This is a genomic window from Bacillus sp. C-3-6 (assembly GCF_054509685.1).
In genome coordinates this window covers 2241496-2262144 of record NZ_CM137247.1, presented here as the reverse complement: position 1 = coordinate 2262144, position 20649 = coordinate 2241496, and the positions used below count along the sequence as shown (strand labels likewise).

Here is a 20649-nt window from a genome sequence, read left to right as displayed (position 1 = left end):
TGTTGCTGCTTCAACAAAATGATAACTCCGTTTTGTTGATTAGTCAACAAAAAACATGATAAAAAAGCAGCCTATTCTCATTAGAGTAAGGCTGCCATTTCATTATTAAAATGTATTACGATTTAATATGTACACCTTGTTTCTTTATTTCTGCATCCAAATGTCTACTATACTTTTCCACGAAACGAATTATACTGTCGAATTCTTCTTCAGTTACTTGCTCAAATACAGCTTTATCCCGCTCTTGAAACTCTTTGTGCAGATCTTCATGGATTTTATAAATTTCTTTCCCTTCTTCCGTAAGCCTAAAATAAATTTCTTTCTTATTTTCTGACTTTTGGTAGCTTTCAATAAGGCCTTTTTGTATGAGCTTCTTAGTCATTCTACTTATAGCACCGCGAGTCACATAAAAAGCCTCTGCGAGTTGTGTCACGTTAGAATCTGCATTGTTTTCAATATATTCAATGCAGTGGACTTCAGAAGACTTAAAACCTTTAAGACCTTCTTCCATCTTATCTTTATTAAGCCAAACCAGCTTATTATATAATTCCCTGAAACCGTTCATGACCTGTTCTTCTTTATTCATGACCTGCCCTCCTCACCGCTCTTTAGCACATTAAAACTATTATATTAAATTTCTGCTTATGTTTCGACAATATTGAAATAATTATTGTAACGTTCAAGATATGTGTAAAAATTGGCGCTTAAATAAAACAATTCATTAAACAGCAAATTTATTGCTACTTACAGTAAACGGTAGACAAAAAGTAAGAGCTAAGATCATTTCTCTTAGCTCTTCTTTTATAAAACTATTTCACTTCATTAGCGACAAAAAAGTGCTCACATACACTTGATATGCGCTGTAAGTCCACGTTCCCACCGGATATAACAGCTACTACTTTTTTCCCTTTTATATAACTATCAACTTTTCCTGCAAGAAGTGCAGCAGTTGCTAATGCACCTGCACCTTCTACAACAGCTTTCCCACGTTGTAATAAATCTTTCATCGCTACTTCTAGTTCTTTTTCTGATACAGTTACAATATCATCTACTAATTCTTTTACAATTTCAAATGTTAATTCCCCTGGTATTTTAACTGCGCAACCATCTGCAATAGTAGGTGCCTCATAATGTTCTACGATTGCTCCTTTATCGTAAGATGCCTTCATTCCATGAACATTATCTGCTTGGACACCAATTATATTAATCGATGGATTAAAAGATTTTAATGCTACAGAAATACCAGAAATAATTCCGCCTCCACCTATTGGTACAATAACAGTATCTACATCCCACATATCATCAAGAATATCTAATCCAATTGTACCTTGACCAGCCATTACCTCTACATCATCATATGGATGTAAGTATGTCTCACCTGTTTCCCTTATAATTTCTTCACATTTTGCCTTTGCATCATCAAAGGTTTCACCATGTAAAATCACTTCAGATCCATATCCTCTAGTTGCTTCAACTTTCGCCTGCGGTGCAGAAATTGGCATAACAATTTTACTCTTAACACCGAGTAAATGAGCAGATAATGCAACTCCTTGTGCATGATTACCTGCTGAACATGCAATTACACCTTTTTCTTTTTCTTGATCCGTGAGCCGCGACATTTTATTAAATGCGCCACGGAATTTAAAAGAACCCGTTAATTGCATATTTTCTAATTTCAAATGAATTTCTCCGCCCGTTTTACTAGTCAAGTAAAAAGATTTTACTAATGGCGTTTTACGAGCATTTCTATCTAGAATCTTGTGAGCTTTTTTAATATCGTCTATATGTAATGGTAGTTTTCTAGTTATCATACTTACACCTCTTCCAATGTTCTATTCCTAAGTTTTCGTAAGTCGTAGCTCCTTTATACGAAAAGAAAAAGTCTTTATATATGTACCCCACTCTGAAATAAACACATTTGCAAACAATTTAACATCCTCTTCATATCACGTTCTTTATAATGATTCAGGCATGCAATTTGGATCCAGTTATTCTTTTGTAAATACGCTGATTCATAATGGACAATATATCCTTGTAAAGCTAACGCATCACCTACCGTTTTAGAAGACTGACCTTCGCTTAATTGAATTGTAAATATAATTTTCGCGGCATGTTCTTTAGGTGAAACAAGCTTTAACCCCATATCAGTAATAACTTCTTCAATATACTCGTATGTCTCTTTAATTTTTACAAATACCTTTTCATCTTCAAATCTCTTCAACGCTTCTTGCAATGCATAAATTAAATTCCATGATTGTGAGTATGGAATGCTTTCATTTTCTTCATACATACCAATGTCCATATAGGCTGGCACAGCCTCGTTTATTTTTACAATGTGGTTATGAAAAACGAAAGAAATTCCTGTATATGATTTAATCGCTTTACCGCTAACACCACTTGCAAAATACACATCCTTTAAGTCTAATGGTATTGCTCCAATTGAGCTTATGCAATCTACACATAGTTTTATTTGATTCTCGTTACAAAGAGTGTTTAGCTCGTTTAAATCGTTTAACATTCCAGTAGATGTTTCATGATGAACAAACCAAAGCCATTCATAATTTCCAGTTGTCATGATTTCTTCTAATTCGGTATAAATAAATGGATCTCCCATTTCCTTTTTATAAGTATCAAAATGTAACTGTGCTCGTTTTGCATGTCCAACTAATCTATTACCAAATTCCCCATTTGTTAATACTAGTCCTTTCCCTTTTAAAGAACGTAACTGTAAAGCGATCGCATCATTTGCTAACGTCCCTGTTCCTAACATAAGCTGTACATGTTTTGCTTTTGTCATGTAAAGTAACCGTTTTTTCACATTGTCCATCATCACTTGAAATGACTTAGAGCGATGCGAAATAGGCCGCGTAGAAAATGCCTTTCGAACGTTCTCTTCAATATCTACTGGACCAGGTAAAAACGTATATTCTTTCGTCATAATCCCCCCAACGCTCGATTCTTCAAACATAGCAGGGGTAACATACATTGGCTGGAAGGCCGCTTCTTCTGTACCAACTAACGTATGGAAAACTTTGAATCCCATTTGCTCATATAAAGCTAGTTCACGTGTTGTTGCAGAAATGAGTGCTAATTCATATCCATTTAGAAGCAAATAACGATGTAGAAAACGGATTAATCCTAACAACGCTCTTCCATTCCTATATTCACGTTCTACTGAAAGTAAACGAATTTCATACACTTTTTCTCCATGCTCTTGCAAATAAACATCTAAATTTGAAATTTTATAATCTAACGAGAATGGTCGTTTTCCCCGCACCGCGACCATACCTACTAATCTATCCTCATCTAAACAAATTAAATATGTATTTTCTTCATGAAACCGATCTATACGAAACCGGTCTTTCGTTTCTTCATGTTGCGGAATCTCTTCTACAAAAGTTTTATAATTTAATTTATGTATACTTTCAAATTCCCAATCTTGATCAGCAACTTTATAAATTAACCCCATGCCTTATCTCCTTTATCTATTTAATAAAAAATGATAAGTGGAGATTATCCCCACTTATTAAACATTTATTTTATTCTCGATTTACATATAGAATAAGTACAATAATCATTCCACTTAAAATAGTCGTAACAACAGAATAAGAATAAAGAATCATACAAATTGGTAAACAAGCAATCGTAATTAGTCCTGGCTTCGTAAATCCTTTGAATATTAAATAAAATACAATAAAAATCCCTATGAGCGTAAGCGCTATCAAATAATCAAATGCGATTAATCCTCCAATTAATGTTGAAATACCTTTACCGCCCTTACCTTTAAATAAAACTGGGTAAATATGTCCAATAATAACGGCCAATAATGTTAACATTATGAATGTAGTATCTTCAAAAAGATATTTTGCAACAGTAACAACGATTGCCCCTTTAATCGCATCCCCTAAAAATGTAGCGATGAAATACCCTTTTCCATATACGCGCCCCATATTTCTTGCGCCAGGATTTCCGCTTCCTTCATCCCTAATATCAACGTTATGTCTCAATTTTGTTACTATATAAGCGGTCAATATGTTTCCAATTAAATAAGAAGCCACCAAATATAAAAACTGCATACTATTAATCATGTAATCATTCACTTTCTAAATGGGAATACATATACAATATTCAATTACTACGTATATTGTACGTTTTTAACATACGTCCCTTTATACATTTTAACATCATATTTTTACAAATCATACAAAAATTCTCATGCGCTAATTTTAAAAATATACATCCTTCATTAAATGGTATGTTCCTTTCACTGCCATTTCTGCTTGTGATACGAATGTAATTTCTTTCATACTTTCTTCACAGCATTTCTTAAATACAGCAAATATTTCAGGAACTAAACGCAATATACTGCCACTTACTGCAATTGGAGTTGAGCGCTTAAATTGCATCTTGTTATAAACATCTACCGTAATTCTTGCTAATTCCTTTCCAGCTTGCATTATAATTTCATGCGCATCATCATTGCCACTTCTTGCTTCCTGAATAACTAATGGTGCGATTGCTGCAATTTTATCTTTAGAAGAAGTATATACTAAGCTTTTTATATGAGACGGTGTCAAAAGTTGAAACTGCCTTTGAATATTCAAACTCAATGGACAAAGGCTGATTCCTTGATCGAATTGAATTGTCATTTTCTTTAAAGCTTGTAATGCAATCCAATATCCGCTCCCTTCATCTCCTAAAATATGTCCCCATCCACCGCTATACTGATATACTTCTCCTTTCTTTCCTATACAAATTGCACCTGTACCACCTATAGTTAATATTCCATCCTTACCTTTTAAAGCAGCTGCATGCGCGATCATTGCATCATTAAAAATTTCAATTTTTGTTCCGTATTTCTTTTTTAAACGTAATGTTAATTCATTTGTATTCACTCCGCTTATACCAGCTAATCCTAAACAAATACAAACGCAATGCTCATTTATTAAATTCTTCTGGCATTGATTAATTGCTTCCATAATATGCAAAAGCGCCTGATCAAAATCTATTAATACATTTCCAAATCTGCTCGTACCTCTTACAACTTCATTTCCATTTTGATCAAATGCAATTGCCTCTGTCTTCGTTCCCCCGCCATCTACTCCAATCATATACTTCATATGTTCGCCTCATTTTCATTTACATATTGGAGGGAATGTTACATTCCCTAAAACCACGGAATTCTTAGCACCTGTTGCGCTCGGCACATTACTCGGATTACGATGATACGTTTCGTTTGCTAAAATAGCAAATGCAATCGCTTCTTTCGCTGCTGAAGAATGACCAATATCCTCTTGTATACATATACTACATTTCTCTTCTCTTAATCCATTCCGTATCATTTCAACAAGTGTATTATTATAACTTCCACCACCAGCTAAAATCACCTCATCAATGTCATAATACGGTAAAATACACTCCTTATAATGATGAACAATTGAACATGCTGTAAACATCGTGACAGTTGCCAATATATTTCCTTTACTATGCTTTTCAAATCGATTTAATAATTCAGTCACAAACGCTTCTCCAAAATGTTCTCTACCTGTTGATTTTGGTGGTTTCACGTTCAAAAATGGATGGTTCATACAGTATGTTAAAATTTCATCTACAACCACCCCTTGACTTGCGATCCAACCATTTTGATCATATGGTACATGAAATAATCTTTGACATACTTCATCGATTACCATGTTGCCTGGTCCAGTATCAAAAGCAATAACACTCTCATTACTTCGTTTACTTGGAACCACTGTAACATTACCAATCCCGCCAATATTTTGCAGTAGTCTATTTTTAGTTTGATGCCGATATAAAATAATCTCTGAATATGGTACAAGTGGTGCACCTTGTCCCCCTGCCGCCATGTCCATCGTTCGGAAATTCGAGATAACCGTCGTGTTCGTTTCATATGCTATTACTGCTGGTTCCCCAATTTGCAATGTTGAAGAAATAATATTCCCTTCTTGCTTTGGCTGATGATAAATCGTTTGTCCGTGAGAGCCTATTAAATCTAATTGTCTCAACGGAAAATTGGCCTCTTTACAAACTTCCTTTACAGCATTGGCGAAGCATAAACCAAGTTTAAAATTTAAACTACATATAAGTTGGACATTCGAAGTTTCAATTGATAACGCTTGTTGGATCTCATTTTTCATATCATTACAAAATGGAACAGTAGTAAAATGGATGAGTTCGATTTTAGAATCTACACCACTTCCTTCTATATGAACGAGCGCTACATCTATTCCATCTAATGAAGTACCAGACATTATCCCTGCAATATACATAACGTGCATGACCTCCTATTTACTAAAAAACAATCATGTAAGTAACGAACGTACAACTAATCGAAAACAATATAAATCTAAAAAACAACTGAGCTTTTGATGCAAACGATCCATCAATGAAAGAAACAACTACCGTAAGCAAAACGCTTGCCGCAATACTTGTAACGAGCCATATACTATGCATTTGTGATAGATTTAGCATGCCTAATAAAGGGACAAAAAGTAAATTTGCACAAATCACTCCAAATAATAATAAAAATACGCCTTTATAACTAAATTTTATATTCATTCTATTTCCCCCTTTCTAGTTTTAATGTGAAAGAAGTGATAGACAAAAAGTCTATCACTCAAAATAACAGCGTGCAGATTAAGGATTAACAGATTCCCCGTCACCATTCTTTTCAATTTCAAGCATATTTTTGTCGTACATTTTAAAGAATGGTAAATAAATAAGGAACGATATTGCTATATTTATAAAAACTAATACAATCGCACGCCAATCTCCACCTGTTGCTAAATATGCACCAATTGGAGCAGGTAATGTCCATGGCGGCATAATATGCGTTGGTGTTACAAATCCCATCGCAGTTGCTGAATATGCAACAGTTGCTGTTACAAGTGGTGTAATGATAAATGGGATAATTAAAATTGGATTTAGTACAATCGGTAATCCGAATATGACTGGTTCATTAATATTAAAAATACCTGGAACAATACAAGTTCTTGATAATGCTTTCGAATATTTCGATCGACCAAATATAATCATAGCTAATACAAGCCCTAACGTCGCACCAGAACCGCCAATCCATATAAACCATTGATATAACGGCTCTGGTGAAATAAATGGCAACTGATCTGCTCCACTAGCAACTGCTTCACCATTTTTCCCTAGGTATACTTCCCATAATGGCCTAGCAACAGTTCCAACAACCGACACACCATGGATTCCGAATGACCAAAAAAACGTAATTAAAAACACTGGAATCATTACACCGAAGTAACTATCCCCAGCTTTTACTAATGGTGCTGCTAATTTATCAACAACATGGTGTAAATCAATGCTAAAAACGACAGTTACTAGACTCATTATAATAATAACGAATGCTGCAGGTATAAGTGCTTCAAATGAACGCGATACAGATGGCGGTACTTGTTCTGGCATTTTAATCATTACATTTTTCTTCTTACAAAATCTTAAAATCTCTACGGATAAAATAGAAACAATCATCGTCACAAATAATCCATGACCTCCGAGATTTGTCATCGGAAGCATGAATCCTTTTTTATCAATTAACTCAGGCGTTAATGTTAAAAGTAGTGAACATACCGCGAGCTGTGCTCCTGATAAAGCATCTAATTTATAACTTTTCGCTAAATTATATCCTATTCCAAATGCGATATATAAGGACATAATAAACATGGTTAAACGATATGGTATCAATATACTTGTTTGATTCTTTAATGCCCAAACTGATATGAAACTATCTTTCGGCAGTGGTGGAAATGCTAATATTAAAAAGAAGCTTCCTACTATAATAAATGGTAACGCCGAAATAACTCCATCACGGATTGCTTGTAAATGTCTCTGCTCAGAAAGCCTTGCCATCGGTCCAGATAAGTTTTTATCAAGAAACGTGACAAACTTATTCATAACGTTTCCCCCTAACTGATTAATTCATTTACAGTTTTTAATAAAGTCGGGCCACCAAGCGGTGTGTATGCTTGCGGCGGTATGATCCCACACGGAATAGATTCCTCCTCTGCAAATTTTTTTACAGAGTCAAATCGGTGTCTTATTTGAGGTGCCACCATTACGACATCCCAGCCATTCTTTACTTCTTCCTCTACCTCATTCGTTCCAATTGCATGCACTTCCATGTTCACACCATTTTTCTCCGCTTCTTTTTTTAAAGCGTTTACAACAATTGCACTGGACATTCCTCCAGAACAGACGAACAAAACTTTCATTTATTAATCCTCCTATACTTATAATTTATTACCCTTCAAATGAAAGGAAGTTTCACTTTACTAACAAGCATATGAAGTAGTAAATGAATTTAGTTATAATGAAAGTAAATTTCATTAAAAATATTTTTCCTATTAAATTAATGTTTCAATATGCAATTTTCTCTATTGCAAGGTCAACCTCGCCTCATATATTATTTTAAATAATCATATGATAGGGAGGCGTATAAATGATCGTTAAACGTTTATTAATGATATGTTGTATCGTCATCTTGTTCATCCCTTTCTCTTTCATTCCCCCTCACTTTACTTATGCTGAAGTAAATACTACGTACAAAAAACATGAATTACGTGCTGTATGGATTGCATCTGTTCTGAATATTGATTGGCCCTCAAAAACTGGCTTACCCATTGAAAAACAGAAACAAGAATTTATAAGGTTATTAGACGATGTAAAAAGCACTGGTATGAATGCAGTTGTTGTACAAATTAAACCAACCGCTGATGCTTTCTATCCTTCAAATTACGGTCCTTGGTCTGAATACATTACAGGAACACAAGGAAAAGATCCTGGTTATGACCCGCTCGCATTTATGATTGAAGAAACTCATAAAAGAAATATAGAATTCCACGCTTGGATTAACCCATACCGAATAACGATGAATCACACCGATATAAATCGATTATCAAATAATCACCCTGCAAGGCAACATCCCGATTGGGTTGTCACTTATGGCGGAAAGTTATATTACAATCCCGGTATTCCGGAAGTGAAAAAATTTATAACAGAAGGCGCTTTAGAAATCGTACAAAATTACGATATTGATGCGCTGCATATGGATGATTATTTTTACCCATATAAAGTAGCCGGTGAAGAATTTCCAGATCAGAAAACATACGAAACATATAATAATGGTAGATTTACAAATATAGAAGATTGGCGACGTAATAATGTAAATGAACTTGTAAAAGATTTAAATACTGCTATAAAACAAGAAAAATCATATGTAAAGTTTGGCATTAGTCCGTTCGGCGTATGGAGAAATATAGCTGACGATCCCACTGGCTCTAACACAACCGCAGGCCAAAGAAACTATGATGACCTTTATGCTGACACACGTGAGTGGATACAAAAAGGATATATTGACTACATTACACCGCAAATATATTGGAATATAGGTTTCACCCCAGCTGCATATGACATATTAGTAGATTGGTGGGTTAAAGAAACAAATAACAAACCGATTCACCTATACATTGGTCAAGCGGCCTATAAAATTAATAATAACTCCGTCCCTGCTTGGTCTGATCCAGAAGAATATCCAAGACAAATTGCATTAAACCGGCTATATCCTGAAATAAAAGGTAGTATGCATTTTAGCTTAAAAGATATAAATAACAACCCACTAGGAATAAAAGATAAGCTCTCAAAAGACATATATAAACATCCTGCATTAATCCCGCCTATGCCTTGGATTGATCATGATCCACCAAAACAACCGACTTTAAAAGGTGCCATTCCAAGAAATGAAGGTATTGCAATCGGTATCATTGACAATAGAGATAATGATTCTGCTTATTACGCTATTTACCGTGTGAATGGGAAAAATGAAGTGGATATACAAAATCCTAAAAATTTACTTACTACTGTAAGAAAAACAAAACTTGGAGAAATTTATGTAGATAAAACAGCAACTTCTGGAGAAACGTATACGTATGTCGTAACTGCAGTTGATCGATTGCATAATGAAAGTGTGGCTTCTAATCATACTACTGTTAGAGCAAAATAAAATCTCATAAAAAAAGCGCCTTAAAGCTGTGATACTTAGCTTTTAAGGCGCTTTTTGTTATTTATTCTTAAACTTCTCAGTCGCTGCCCTCATCTTCACATTTAAATCGTGATCAATCGAGTCGCGAATATCTCGCTCTACTACTTCCATTTCTTTTTTGAAATTTTCCAAGTAGATCTTCAGTTCTTCTTCCTTCTCTGGTCTTTGTGAAGGTGGTAATTGTACTACCAACGATAACATGGCCGTTAAATCTTTCATTAAGAATGTTTCAAGTTTATGTTGTTGTTCAAACATGCGTTGCTCTTGATAGTACGGAAGTGCATTTAATACTGAAATTGTAATATCATCAACCGTTCTTTGTAATGAAGGATTTATTGAGCGTTTATACGCTTGAATTGTATTTAATGCGTCTGGATAACGGTCATAAAAATACAATTTGTAAAATGATAAGTCTGTCGGTTTTACAGTTTGCTGCGTTTCTTGTCTTAAGAAATCTTTCACTTTCATCGCAGCCACATCAATATCTTCATTCGTAAGTTTTTTCGTAGTTTTTGCCATTACATGCACTTTTTTCTGCTTTTCTTTCGGTAACATCGAGAAGACTTGCTCTCTCGTACGTTGACCTGATGCACAAAATAGAGTATTTAATGTATTTTGTTCTTTCTTTCCTTCGGTGCGAATCCAGCGATAAAACAGTGGATGTTGTGTAAATTCTTGTAGAAACGGTATTGATTTGTTTGATATCTTATCTAGAGAATCTTGCGCTCTTTTATATGGCTTCGTCCATGAAAAATACAGTTTCCGCCCGAAGTATACGACTAAAACAACGACAGTAAACGCTATTAAAAGCAATGTACCGAGTAGTAATAGTACTGTTTGAATGAAACTCATTTGTTCACCTCCTCTAATAATCCGTTATTTCCTTGGACGCTGAATGAGTTTCTGCTTCATCTCATCATTAAATGTGTCTAGTTCAATAACGAACTTCTTGCTTGACTCAATAATACGTTCTGACGATTTTTCAGATGCTTCAATTGCAGCGAACACATTTTGGAATGATTCACGTAATTTATCCATGCTAATAGCAGGGTTTTCAAGCAATTTCGTCGTTTCTTCTGTATTTTGTTTTAACGCTTGAGAATTACTTAATACCATCGATTCAATTGCTTCATTCGTCGCATTTACGGCATCAATTGTTTTCCGTTGATTCGTTAATGCAAGCTGAATAGCAGCTGAAACTGTTACAACGTTTTGTGTCATCGTAATCGCATTACGTATTGCCTCTGTTAATTTTTCATTATTTTTCTTAATGATGTCTACAGAAGCTATAGATTGTAATAATACACTTTTCGCTTGCTGCATATTACGTGTACGTACAAGTATCTTTTCTAATGCATCGTTAATTAACGGAATATCCCTTTGACGCTCTGGGTTTTGTTTCTCAGCTTCAAGCATGCCAGCAAGCTTTTTCCCTAAGTATACTTGTTTATCAAGAGCATGAATTTTATCGTGCGATTGTTCCTTTAACATTTCAAGACCAACTGTATCCTCTTGTAAGTTATCACGACCAATTAGAAGGGATCTAATAATTTCCTCAATTTGCTTATCTATAGATTGATATTTATGCACGTATGTTTCAAGTGGATTTTTCTTAAATACTTTAAACATAATTTTCTTCATACCACTTGCTTTAAGTGAATTGGGATCAAGCTCTGATACCACTTTTCTTAATTCTAACAATGTATTTGGAATTTCTTCATTTTTCCCATTCATCATCGCTGTTACAGGGCGTTTTAAAGCTGATAACGTTTGCCCTGCTGCTTGTTGCTCTTTATCCCCTAAATCTCCTAGCTGAGACAATACTTTTGATAAATCTGTATTTTGCTCGCTATTTAACTTTTGTACATAAAGATCGGCTTCTTTATTTAATTCATCAAGTTCTTCATCTTTTATAACTGTATCAACTACTACTTCTACATTATTATCTTTCACAATTGATACGGGTTCTTTTTTCTCGAGTTCAGTCAACAAAATCGCTCCTTTATTTATATGTGCGAATTTATGTGCACTATATTTCATCTAATATATTGTATTTCATTTGCAAACAGCCTATATGAAATCAATTTTCAAGAAATACCTGCTTATGCAGTCATTCCCTGTTTCTTACTATAAGTATACCTGTAAACAACATAATTTTCCTCAGACTTAAGACCTAGAGACCGACATGCTGAAGGCGGATTCTTCGTATGTTACGTATATAAATTACGTCCTTCCCATACTACTGCACGCAATCTTTTGACATACACCCTTTTTCAATGTGATAATTATATTACACTCAATCCTATTTCTTCTTACGCGCTACAAATGCACCCTTTTGAAATGCCAATAATACTGTTTCAAACATTTCATCTTCTTCAATCATTTTTATAAACTCAACTAATTCACTCGCATGAGAAGTAGCATTATCGACAACAAGAAAACCTTGTGGTTGTAACATACGTTTTATATGTTCAAACCACCACATGTATTGCGTGCGCTCTGAATCTAGGAAAATAAAATCAAATGAATGATCTAATTGGGAATCTAAAAATGCCCCTGCTTCTTGATTATGAATATCGATTCTTTGTAACAGGTTTGCCTTTTCAAAATTGACAAGTGCCTCTCCAACTCGTTCTGAAGAAAGCTCTACAGTTGTTACATTTCCATTTGTTTCTTCTACCGCATTAGCTAACCACAATGTAGAATAACCATTAGAAGTTCCAATTTCCAAGATATTTTTTGCATTACACCCTTTTACTAAAATTGATAAAAATTGCCCCATCTCACGAGAAACATTCCGTAGTTTTTCTTCCCTTGTTTTTTTATTTCGATCATGCTCTTCTCCATATTGTTCAAGTTGCAATAATAATGAATCTACTGTATCCATTCTTTTCATCGCCTTTCCAAGCAATATGATGAAAAAGCTCTTGCTGCCCGTCTATTTTTTATTATATGCGAAACGAAATCCTTTTTCCTGTTATATGACAAAGATTTATAATTTTTTATAGCATATTGTTTCGTTTTTTGGTAAAGTTAATTTCTACGTGCAATTATTCCATTCATATTATTTCATATTAAAATTGCAGTTATTAAATTATATAAACCCCATTTAAATGAATCGGTATTTCAAATTCAATTAAGCGCCCTTTTCGGACGCATTTTCTTTGTTTATATATTTCCAGAAGAAAGGATGCTTACAAATGAACGTGATTAGCTTAGATGCTGCTCGAAAACGAAAGCAGCATAAAAAATTAATGATTACTATACCGATTATTACACGTATTTATGAAGAAGACGGGGAAATTAAATTTGAGGTAGCTGGCGAAAAAGATGTACCTCTTGAAATGTTAGAAAAATAATAAAAAAACGCATTTCTAAAGAAATGCGCTTTTTTATATTTTTACATTTAAATGCATAAGTTTTTCAGGATTAACCATCATATAAATATTTGAAATCTTCTCATCCTCAAATGCAAACGAAAGAACATACGTTACTTTATTATTTATTGTAACTATAACTCCTGGTATACCATTTACCATTTTAAAATCAACAGTGTATTCTTCTGTCAATCGTTGTGCAATCCCAAAGAACAAGCGAATAATTCGATCTGCAGAATAAATCGGATTGATCGCAGTTGTAACTTTACCGCCACCATCAGCTTTGAATATAGCATCTGTTTTTAATACTTCCAACATACCTTCCGTATCCCCACACTGTAATGATGCTACAAACTTTTCAACATAAGAAGCCATTTTCTCCGTGCTTAATTTTGATTGCTTCGGTTTCTCCAACATGCTTTTTCGTGCACGTTGAAAGATTTTTCTACAGTTCACACTACTCTTATCAACAATTGAAGCTATTTCTTCGTATTCATAACTGAAAACCTCTCTTAATATGAAAACAATCCTTTCTACCTCAGATAGTTGTTGTAAAAGTAATAAATATGCGGTGGAAAGGGATTCTTTCATTATAAATGACTTTGATGGCCCATCACTCTCGTCTACAAGTGGCTCTGGTAACCACATCCCTACATACACGTTACGTTTATGCGCTGCCGATCGTAATTTATCAATTGAACGATTTGTCGCCATCTTACATAAATATGCTTTCATATTTTCTATAGATTGAGGATCTTCTATATTATTTAGCGAGATAAATACATCCTGAACGATATCCTCAGCATCCATAACACTCCCAAGGATTCTGTATGCTAACGAAAATAATAATGGTTGATACGCTTCATATAACTGCTCCGTTTCCATGATGAACTGCCTCACTTTCATATTGCTTTAAAATGTGTAACGCTGCTCGTTTCCCACTTGCTACCGCAGCATCAGCTAATATTTCATCATGCCCTGCCCAATCTCCTGCAACATAAACACCTGGCATTTCAGGTATATTAGGAGCCGGATTTTCAACACGGTCAATATGAGGAAAATCATGTACTACTGTTATTTTCGGTAAATATTGCTGTGCAACAACTTCTCTTTTCCAATTTGGATGTAACAACTCCATCGTACTTTCCAACTGTTCTTTATCTTCATGAATGTGATTCATCTCTAGCACAGGATTATGGTACTTAATTAGACTCACTGCAATTGATCCATCTTCACTTAATTTAGCTGCTCTCGATTGATTTGTGAAAAATATAGGTTGATCTAATCCTAATACAAATTGATGTGTAGGATTGGGTAATTGTCTCAAGCCAATATCTAATGCAGCAACAGTAACCGGTACCGATTGTTCATTCCATCTATGCAAACTTGTTCCTTCTGCACCTTTTATTATTTTACAAGCCTCTTTTGGCGGAGTCGTCACGATGACTGTACCTACTTCAAAAAACTCATCATCAACACAATGTATTCTTTGTTTATCTTCGTAATGCTCTATTTCCAAAACATGCTTTTTAGCCAAAAATTTCACTCCGACATCATTCGCTAAATCTCTTAATTTTGTTATTATCGTCTCCCAACCACCATCTACATAAAGCACTCCTTCTTTTATAGAAAGCTGTATTTGCTTTAGTACAGATGATGCTAATTGTATTGTAGGAGCAAACGTATATGTTGTTGTCCGGCATAGCGCATAAAATATATTACGAACCATTGGATCTTTTATTTCATTTTCTGCCCATGTAGTTAGACTCATTTTCGGAACTTCTCCTACATCTAAATTTCCTAAACGAATCATAAGACGTGAGAATTGTACTTTTGCAGACCACGAAAGTAGTGGTGTTGATAAAATTGAGCGAAAATCTGTTGGGATGGTGAATATATCCCCTTTCCATATTCCATGTGCTTTTGTAGATGGTATTCCACCTGGAAGATTCAAACCGAGCTCATTAAAAGTTATAAACGCTGCCCCGCCTCTATATAAAGCATGTGCACCAAGATTCATGCAGATTCCATTTTTATTTATAGTCATCCCTCGGCCACCGAATTGACTGGATTTTTCTAATACAATCACTTTCTTTCCAGCTTTCGCTAAATATATAGATGCTGTTAATCCAGCAAGCCCACCGCCAACAATTGCTACATCAAATTTCTTCATAATAAAATCCCTCCTCATCGTTCTACATACAAGACGAACGATTAAGGAGGGATGTGACATAAAAATAAATTTTTATTACCCTACTATATTTCATTACTTTTTAATTCGGTCATATTGCATACGAAATAACTCAATTGCAAATGGAATATCCTCTTCACTCTTTATATAATAACTGATCCATCCTGATTCAGGTAATATGTGATGTGGTTTTACCAATCCTCGGTTCACTAATTCATCTCGCTTTAACTTCGGAAATGGTAAATCAGCTAATTTATCACCATGAAGATGCCCAAGTTCTTTCTTACCATAATTTATTTCAATACCACCAAATCGATGCGTTTTTTCAGAAACCCCCGCCCAGCTGAGCACTTCATTTCTAATCATTTCACTATATGACATGAACATTCACTCCTTATAAATGATTGATGTACTTTTAAATTAACATTTTCATTACTTTTTTCCATCAATCCAAAGTATGAATGGGAATACGAATATAGTTTAATCTTAATCCTTTATTCTTTATGGAATAAGTGAATTTATTTAAGCTACCTACAACAGCACAAAACAAAGACTAGACACATATCCTAATTTTGTAACCTAACTTACCTATAGAAAGGCGGGTAATACAATTGACTGTCAACATCGACTATACCTCTCCCTCAACCAATTTTACTTTTGATGTAAATAAAAGTAATTTTTTTCAAAAAGATGCCCAAAATTATATAAATGTACTTGGCATTAAACAATTAAATACTTTAGAAAATACTTCTTTATTAGATATTTATTTAAGTACAGGAAATGTTGTAGAACCACATATTCATCAAAATGCAGCTGAACTTGTTTATTGTATTTCAGGGTCTGCTGTTGTTTCTTTACTTAATCCATTTACGAATCAAATATTAAACTTACCGATAAAACCGGGGCAAGTTGCTAACATTCCACAAGCGTGGTGGCATTATGAAATTGCTACAGCTGATAATACTCATTTATTAGCCATTTTCAATGCCCCAGCGCCAGAAGTTATTTTCGGTTCTGATATTTTAAGATTAACTCCGGCTCATATGATGGCCCATACTTACTGCCTCAATGAACAACAATGGAAACAAGCGGTTTCTCCTATTCAATCAACTACTGTTATTGGCCCTCCGGCAAACTGCAATCAAAACCGTGGAATGAAAAATTACCCAACCCAGCCCCTCCCTCAACAACATAATCCGTATCACCAAGATTCTTATTACTTTCCTCTTTACTGGGGCTATTAATTTGTAAATTTTTAAAAGAATCATCATTTATCTCCTAGGAAAATACCGAGGAGATTTTTTTATTGTATGTTCTCTTCCTATTAATAATAGTAACAATTGATAGTGTACATACATATAATATTTATATATTAAATTGGAGGTGATAGTACTATGAGTAATTATAACTATCGAAAAAACTACTCTTATAATAAAAATAGTAGCTCTTCAGCATCCTCTCAATCTTCCAATTCTCAATCTTCCAATTCTCAATCTTCCAATTCCCAATCGCAAAGAGACTTAGCCGAGCAAGGCTATGTAAAGAAAAAAGGATGTAACTGTAATAAAAATAAATAGTTTATTTTATGGATGAATTCTTTTTTAAAAGAATTCATCTTTTTTTGCTGATCGGAAATTTTTAAAGTTACATAACTTATGCCTTAAATGAGAAAGGGTAAATTATACTTTTTTATACGAACTTAATAAAGAGTAATTGTTCAATTGATTTATTACTTATTTCCTCAAAAAATATAGTCCTTCCTAAATTTATTAGGAAGGACTATATACAAACCCCTGTTTAATTTCCTACTAAACATTGTAACAAATTAAACGATATTAATACCTGCACTTACAAATCCAGCAACTGCAGCTATTGGACTTGCTGCTGTTAATGAAACATACAGTAGTATTTTATCTCCAGCCGCTACTGGAATAGCTTCAGCAATGATTCCTGATGCTGTAGAACCAATCGCTATTGCGGCGAATGCTGGTGTTAATAAAAGAGGTGCGCCTTGTACTGTAAACGTATTGCTTGCTGCAGGTGCAGTTAATATTTGTATTTGCACTTGAACAGGTGATAATGGAGCTAATGCAGCTGTTGCACTAAAGAAACCAGCTAATGACGTAATAACCCCTGCGCGTGGTGCTACAAATGCATAATCACCTACACCTAATGCTAATGTGATACTTGTTCCACCCGTTAATGCTACACCAGGCTGACTAAATCCAAATCCAAGAAGAGTTCCTGTATTAGCTACTAACGCGTTAACTAACGCAGATGGTGTTGTACCTGAAGCAAATGGAATAATAGCTCCGCCACCAGTTGCTCCTGTTGCACCAGTTAAGCCTGTTGCTCCAGTTAAACCTGTTGCTCCCGTTGGACCTGTTGCTCCTGTTGGACCTGTTGCTCCTGTTGCTCCTGTTGGACCTGTTGCTCCTGTTAAACCTGTTGCTCCTGTTAAGCCTGTTGCTCCTGTTGGGCCTGTTGCTCCTGCTCCTGTTGCTCCTGTTGGACCTGTTGGACCTGTTGCTCCTGTTGCTCCTGTTGCTCCTGTTGCTCCTGTTGCTCCTGTTGCTCCTGTTGCTCCTGTTGCTCCGCCACCAGTCGCTCCTGTTGGGCCTGTTGGACCTGTTGGGCCTCCTCCTGGAGTAGCACCAATTAATTGAGTTAATAAGTTTAATAAAAGTTGTAAACTTGCAGGGTCAATAATTAAAGAGAAGAAGAATGGTGCGAGAGCACTATAGAATTGTTGCAATAAGGAAAGTAATTTGCTTAAATCTGGGTTAGGAGACTGTAGTACGTTGATAATACTTTGAATTAATTGTTTTAAGAAATTCCCTTCTGGAGAAGGTGCTAATTCATTTAGTAAGTTCAATAGTTGAGTAAACAAATTGAGTAAAGCTAATCTGTTTGCATCACTTGGATTTGCAAAAAACGCTGCAATAGCCGAAATTAAAGAGTTTAGTAAAGTAATTAATCTACCTAATTGCTCACTAGTAATCGGAACTGTTTGTGGATTGTTACAACACTCTGGAGTGAAAACAATCGGATTATTGCAGTGGTTATGACCGAAACAATTATTACTTGTCATTTATGTCCTCCTTACTTGTTTTATATTTGAGTTTTTCCTATTATAAGGATCATAAAATTGTAAAAGAGTATGTGTCATATATTGACTTAAAATAGGAAACATGAAATATAATTAAACTTACAAACGCTATTTAATTATGTTCATGACTCACATATTAATTATATGTTTTTAATAATTGACTGCTTAGATTAAATACCTAAACTTAAGAGTTTATTTTATTTTTCCACGTTTATCTCTTAGGTTCAAAGACACATTTTAATTTGAATACAAAAAACCGAATTTACGATTAACATATATTCCGCAAGTAATAACATCATTTTTTCATATAAATAAAGAACATTTCTTTACTAAAATTGGGCTCACCTTATAAAGGTGAAGCCGTTTCTATTATAAAAAACTCTCATACAATATAGTGGACAAGTTATTTTATACTTCGTTCTAATAAAATATTGTAAGGAGTGAAAATTAATTGCCTATCATTCAACCATTTATGGCATCTAGAAGATTTACATCTACACTAGGAGCCGGCACAGGTACAGGTGCAGCTTTTGCAATTGCTGCCACAGCTTGTTTAAACGATGCGGGTACTACTGCAACCGCTTTTCCGACTTTCACGTATTACAACTTATATGTGAACGGTATTCTTCAACCAAGCGTGAACTCCAGTGTTACTACTGGTCCTACTGGTGCTATTACAATTCCTGGTGGGGATGCATTAGACGGCGGAATTCCAATTACAATTGAATTTATCGTCACTTAATGTTAACGAATGTAATTCAGAACAAAAAAGACAGATTCCTTTTCATTAAGAATCTGTCTTTTTTAATTAATAATAATAAATTGTAAAATAATTGAAGAACCTTGCGATGGTGGTTGGTTATCCAATAAAGTTAGTTTACCAGTACTAACTTCATAGAATGGTTGTGGTTGCAAAATTCCATTGATAAACAAATTTATATACGAAACCTCACTAGGTGAAAGTATATTCGTTGTACCATATTGAGCTATGCCATCTGCATCTGTATATATAAGTTTCTCTCCATCTGAAAAAGTGTAAAATAACAAATTAGTTGTTGTTATAAGGCCAATCCCCCCAGTAGGACCTGTCGCTCCTGTTATTCCCGTTGCTCCTGTTGCTCCTGTCGCTCCTGTTATTCCTGTTACTCCCGTTGCTCCTGTTACACCCGTTGCTCCTGTTGCGCCCGTTGCTCCTGTCGCTCCTGTTACTCCCGTTGCTCCTGTTACTCCCGTTGCTCCTGTCGCTCCTGTTACTCCCGTTGCTCCTGTTGCGCCCGTTGCTCCTGTCGCTCCTGTTACTCCCGTTGCTCCTGTTACTCCTGTTACTCCCGTTGCTCCTGTTATTCCCGTTGCTCCCGTTGCTCCTGTTGCTCCTGTTGCTCCTGTTACTCCCGTTATTCCCGTTATTCCCGTTGCTCCTGTCGCTCCTGTTACTCCCGTTGCTCCTGTTACTCCCGTTGCTCCTGTCGCTCCTGTTACTCCCGTTGCTCCTGTTGCGCCCGTTGCTCCTGTCGCTCCTGTTACTCCCGTTGCTCCTGTTACTCCCGTTGCTCCTGTTGCTCCTGTCGCTCCCGTTATTCCCGTTGCTCCTGTTGCTCCTGTTGCTCCTGTTGCTCCTGTTGCTCCTGTTGCTCCTGTTGCTCCTGTTGCTCCTGTTGCTCCTGTTGCTCCTGTTGCTCCTGTTGCTCCTGTTGCTCCTGTTGCTCCTGTTGCTCCTGTTGCTCCTGTTGCTCCTGTTGCTCCTGTTGGAATATATATTGGTGGAAGAGCTGGAAATGTAGGTCCAATATTCTCAGGTTCTATCTTACCTTTATTTATTGATAATTTATCATTCCGCTTCAATTTAATTCCTCATTCCACATATTTTTAATTAACTTACATAAGTATG

At 35.2% G+C, this 20649-nt stretch carries 22 protein-coding genes; 5 read left to right on the top strand and 17 right to left on the bottom strand.

The window, feature by feature from the left end; all coding sequences use genetic code 11:
• Positions 1-115 precede the first annotated feature (115 nt).
• The 9 genes from ACW0JX_RS11670 to ACW0JX_RS11630 form a co-directional block, all read right to left on the bottom strand.
• Positions 116-586, bottom strand: coding sequence for a MarR family transcriptional regulator (locus tag ACW0JX_RS11670; protein WP_001030896.1), 471 nt, complete (start codon positions 584-586; stop codon positions 116-118).
• A 223-nt stretch (positions 587-809) separates the two neighbouring features.
• Positions 810-1811, bottom strand: coding sequence for a bifunctional threonine ammonia-lyase/L-serine ammonia-lyase TdcB (gene tdcB / locus ACW0JX_RS11665; protein ID WP_144465848.1), 1002 nt, complete (start codon positions 1809-1811; stop codon positions 810-812).
• Between the two features lie 74 nt (positions 1812-1885).
• On the bottom strand, positions 1886-3469 hold the full coding sequence (locus ACW0JX_RS11660; RefSeq protein ID WP_226605546.1) for an aminotransferase class V-fold PLP-dependent enzyme: 1584 nt from the start codon (positions 3467-3469) through the stop codon (positions 1886-1888).
• A gap of 70 nt (positions 3470-3539) precedes the next feature.
• Positions 3540-4088, bottom strand: a complete 549-nt coding sequence (gene plsY, locus ACW0JX_RS11655) for a glycerol-3-phosphate 1-O-acyltransferase PlsY (RefSeq protein WP_459245684.1) — start codon at positions 4086-4088, stop codon at positions 3540-3542.
• A 138-nt stretch (positions 4089-4226) separates the two neighbouring features.
• Positions 4227-5120, bottom strand: a complete 894-nt coding sequence (locus ACW0JX_RS11650) for a BadF/BadG/BcrA/BcrD ATPase family protein (protein WP_459245683.1) — start codon at positions 5118-5120, stop codon at positions 4227-4229.
• 15 nt (positions 5121-5135) lie between these two features.
• Positions 5136-6290 carry an anhydro-N-acetylmuramic acid kinase AnmK gene (gene anmK / locus ACW0JX_RS11645; RefSeq protein ID WP_089170979.1) on the bottom strand — a complete coding sequence of 385 codons (1155 nt, stop codon included), beginning with the start codon at positions 6288-6290 and terminating at the stop codon, positions 5136-5138.
• A 22-nt stretch (positions 6291-6312) separates the two neighbouring features.
• Positions 6313-6579 (bottom strand): hypothetical protein, encoded by a 267-nt coding sequence (locus tag ACW0JX_RS11640; RefSeq protein WP_459245682.1) that lies wholly within the window; start codon positions 6577-6579, stop codon positions 6313-6315.
• A gap of 78 nt (positions 6580-6657) precedes the next feature.
• On the bottom strand, positions 6658-7941 hold the full coding sequence (locus ACW0JX_RS11635; RefSeq protein ID WP_089170977.1) for a PTS sugar transporter subunit IIC: 1284 nt from the start codon (positions 7939-7941) through the stop codon (positions 6658-6660).
• Positions 7942-7952: 11 nt separating this feature from the next.
• Positions 7953-8258 (bottom strand): PTS sugar transporter subunit IIB, encoded by a 306-nt coding sequence (locus ACW0JX_RS11630; RefSeq protein WP_000865907.1) that lies wholly within the window; start codon positions 8256-8258, stop codon positions 7953-7955.
• A gap of 227 nt (positions 8259-8485) precedes the next feature.
• On the opposite strand from ACW0JX_RS11630, the gene ACW0JX_RS11625 reads away from it, so the two are divergent.
• On the top strand, positions 8486-10045 hold the full coding sequence (locus ACW0JX_RS11625; RefSeq protein WP_089170976.1) for a glycoside hydrolase family 10 protein: 1560 nt from the start codon (positions 8486-8488) through the stop codon (positions 10043-10045).
• A 57-nt stretch (positions 10046-10102) separates the two neighbouring features.
• Here ACW0JX_RS11625 and ACW0JX_RS11620 read toward each other — a convergent pair whose 3' ends face one another.
• The 3 genes from ACW0JX_RS11620 to ACW0JX_RS11610 all read right to left on the bottom strand — a co-directional run bounded on the left by ACW0JX_RS11620 (position 10103) and on the right by ACW0JX_RS11610 (position 12980).
• Positions 10103-10936: a DUF3974 domain-containing protein gene (locus ACW0JX_RS11620; protein WP_000008372.1), complete on the bottom strand. Its 834-nt coding sequence runs from the start codon at positions 10934-10936 to the stop codon at positions 10103-10105.
• A gap of 24 nt (positions 10937-10960) precedes the next feature.
• Entirely contained in the window at positions 10961-12073 is a 1113-nt protein-coding gene (locus ACW0JX_RS11615; protein WP_000137402.1) for a toxic anion resistance protein, read from the bottom strand.
• Positions 12074-12386: 313 nt separating this feature from the next.
• A complete protein-coding gene (locus ACW0JX_RS11610) occupies positions 12387-12980 on the bottom strand; it encodes an O-methyltransferase (RefSeq protein ID WP_089172110.1) in 594 nt (197 codons plus the stop codon).
• 304 nt (positions 12981-13284) lie between these two features.
• Between ACW0JX_RS11610 and ACW0JX_RS11605 the strand changes: the two genes are divergently transcribed.
• On the top strand, positions 13285-13443 hold the full coding sequence (locus ACW0JX_RS11605; protein ID WP_001100984.1) for a hypothetical protein: 159 nt from the start codon (positions 13285-13287) through the stop codon (positions 13441-13443).
• A gap of 33 nt (positions 13444-13476) precedes the next feature.
• Here the strand turns inward: ACW0JX_RS11605 and ACW0JX_RS11600 are convergent, their stop codons facing one another.
• The 3 genes from ACW0JX_RS11600 to ACW0JX_RS11590 all read right to left on the bottom strand — a co-directional run bounded on the left by ACW0JX_RS11600 (position 13477) and on the right by ACW0JX_RS11590 (position 16033).
• Complete coding sequence (locus tag ACW0JX_RS11600; protein ID WP_459245681.1) at positions 13477-14346, bottom strand: sigma-70 family RNA polymerase sigma factor; 870 nt, start codon at positions 14344-14346, stop codon at positions 13477-13479.
• Positions 14324-15634, bottom strand: a complete 1311-nt coding sequence (locus ACW0JX_RS11595; RefSeq protein WP_089170975.1) for a phytoene desaturase family protein — start codon at positions 15632-15634, stop codon at positions 14324-14326. Before ACW0JX_RS11595 ends, ACW0JX_RS11600 begins: the two co-directional genes overlap by 23 nt.
• Positions 15635-15727: 93 nt before the next feature.
• Positions 15728-16033: a luciferase domain-containing protein gene (locus tag ACW0JX_RS11590; protein WP_141241064.1), complete on the bottom strand. Its 306-nt coding sequence runs from the start codon at positions 16031-16033 to the stop codon at positions 15728-15730.
• 230 nt (positions 16034-16263) lie between these two features.
• On the opposite strand from ACW0JX_RS11590, the gene ACW0JX_RS11585 reads away from it, so the two are divergent.
• Complete coding sequence (locus ACW0JX_RS11585) at positions 16264-16896, top strand: cupin domain-containing protein (RefSeq protein WP_000217700.1); 633 nt, start codon at positions 16264-16266, stop codon at positions 16894-16896.
• Between the two features lie 150 nt (positions 16897-17046).
• A complete protein-coding gene (locus ACW0JX_RS11580) occupies positions 17047-17229 on the top strand; it encodes a hypothetical protein (protein WP_089170973.1) in 183 nt (60 codons plus the stop codon).
• A 248-nt stretch (positions 17230-17477) separates the two neighbouring features.
• Here ACW0JX_RS11580 and ACW0JX_RS11575 read toward each other — a convergent pair whose 3' ends face one another.
• Positions 17478-18743 carry an exosporium glycoprotein BclB-related protein gene (locus tag ACW0JX_RS11575; protein WP_459245680.1) on the bottom strand — a complete coding sequence of 422 codons (1266 nt, stop codon included), beginning with the start codon at positions 18741-18743 and terminating at the stop codon, positions 17478-17480.
• Between the two features lie 469 nt (positions 18744-19212).
• Between ACW0JX_RS11575 and ACW0JX_RS11570 the strand changes: the two genes are divergently transcribed.
• The gene (locus ACW0JX_RS11570) at positions 19213-19503 is read left to right on the top strand and encodes a DUF4183 domain-containing protein (protein WP_001121647.1); all 291 of its coding nucleotides are present in this window, start codon (positions 19213-19215) and stop codon (positions 19501-19503) included.
• A gap of 62 nt (positions 19504-19565) precedes the next feature.
• On the opposite strand, the gene ACW0JX_RS11565 is transcribed toward ACW0JX_RS11570, so the two are convergent.
• A complete protein-coding gene (locus ACW0JX_RS11565; RefSeq protein WP_459245679.1) occupies positions 19566-20603 on the bottom strand; it encodes a DUF4183 domain-containing protein in 1038 nt (345 codons plus the stop codon).
• Between the last annotated feature and the right edge of the window lie 46 nt (positions 20604-20649).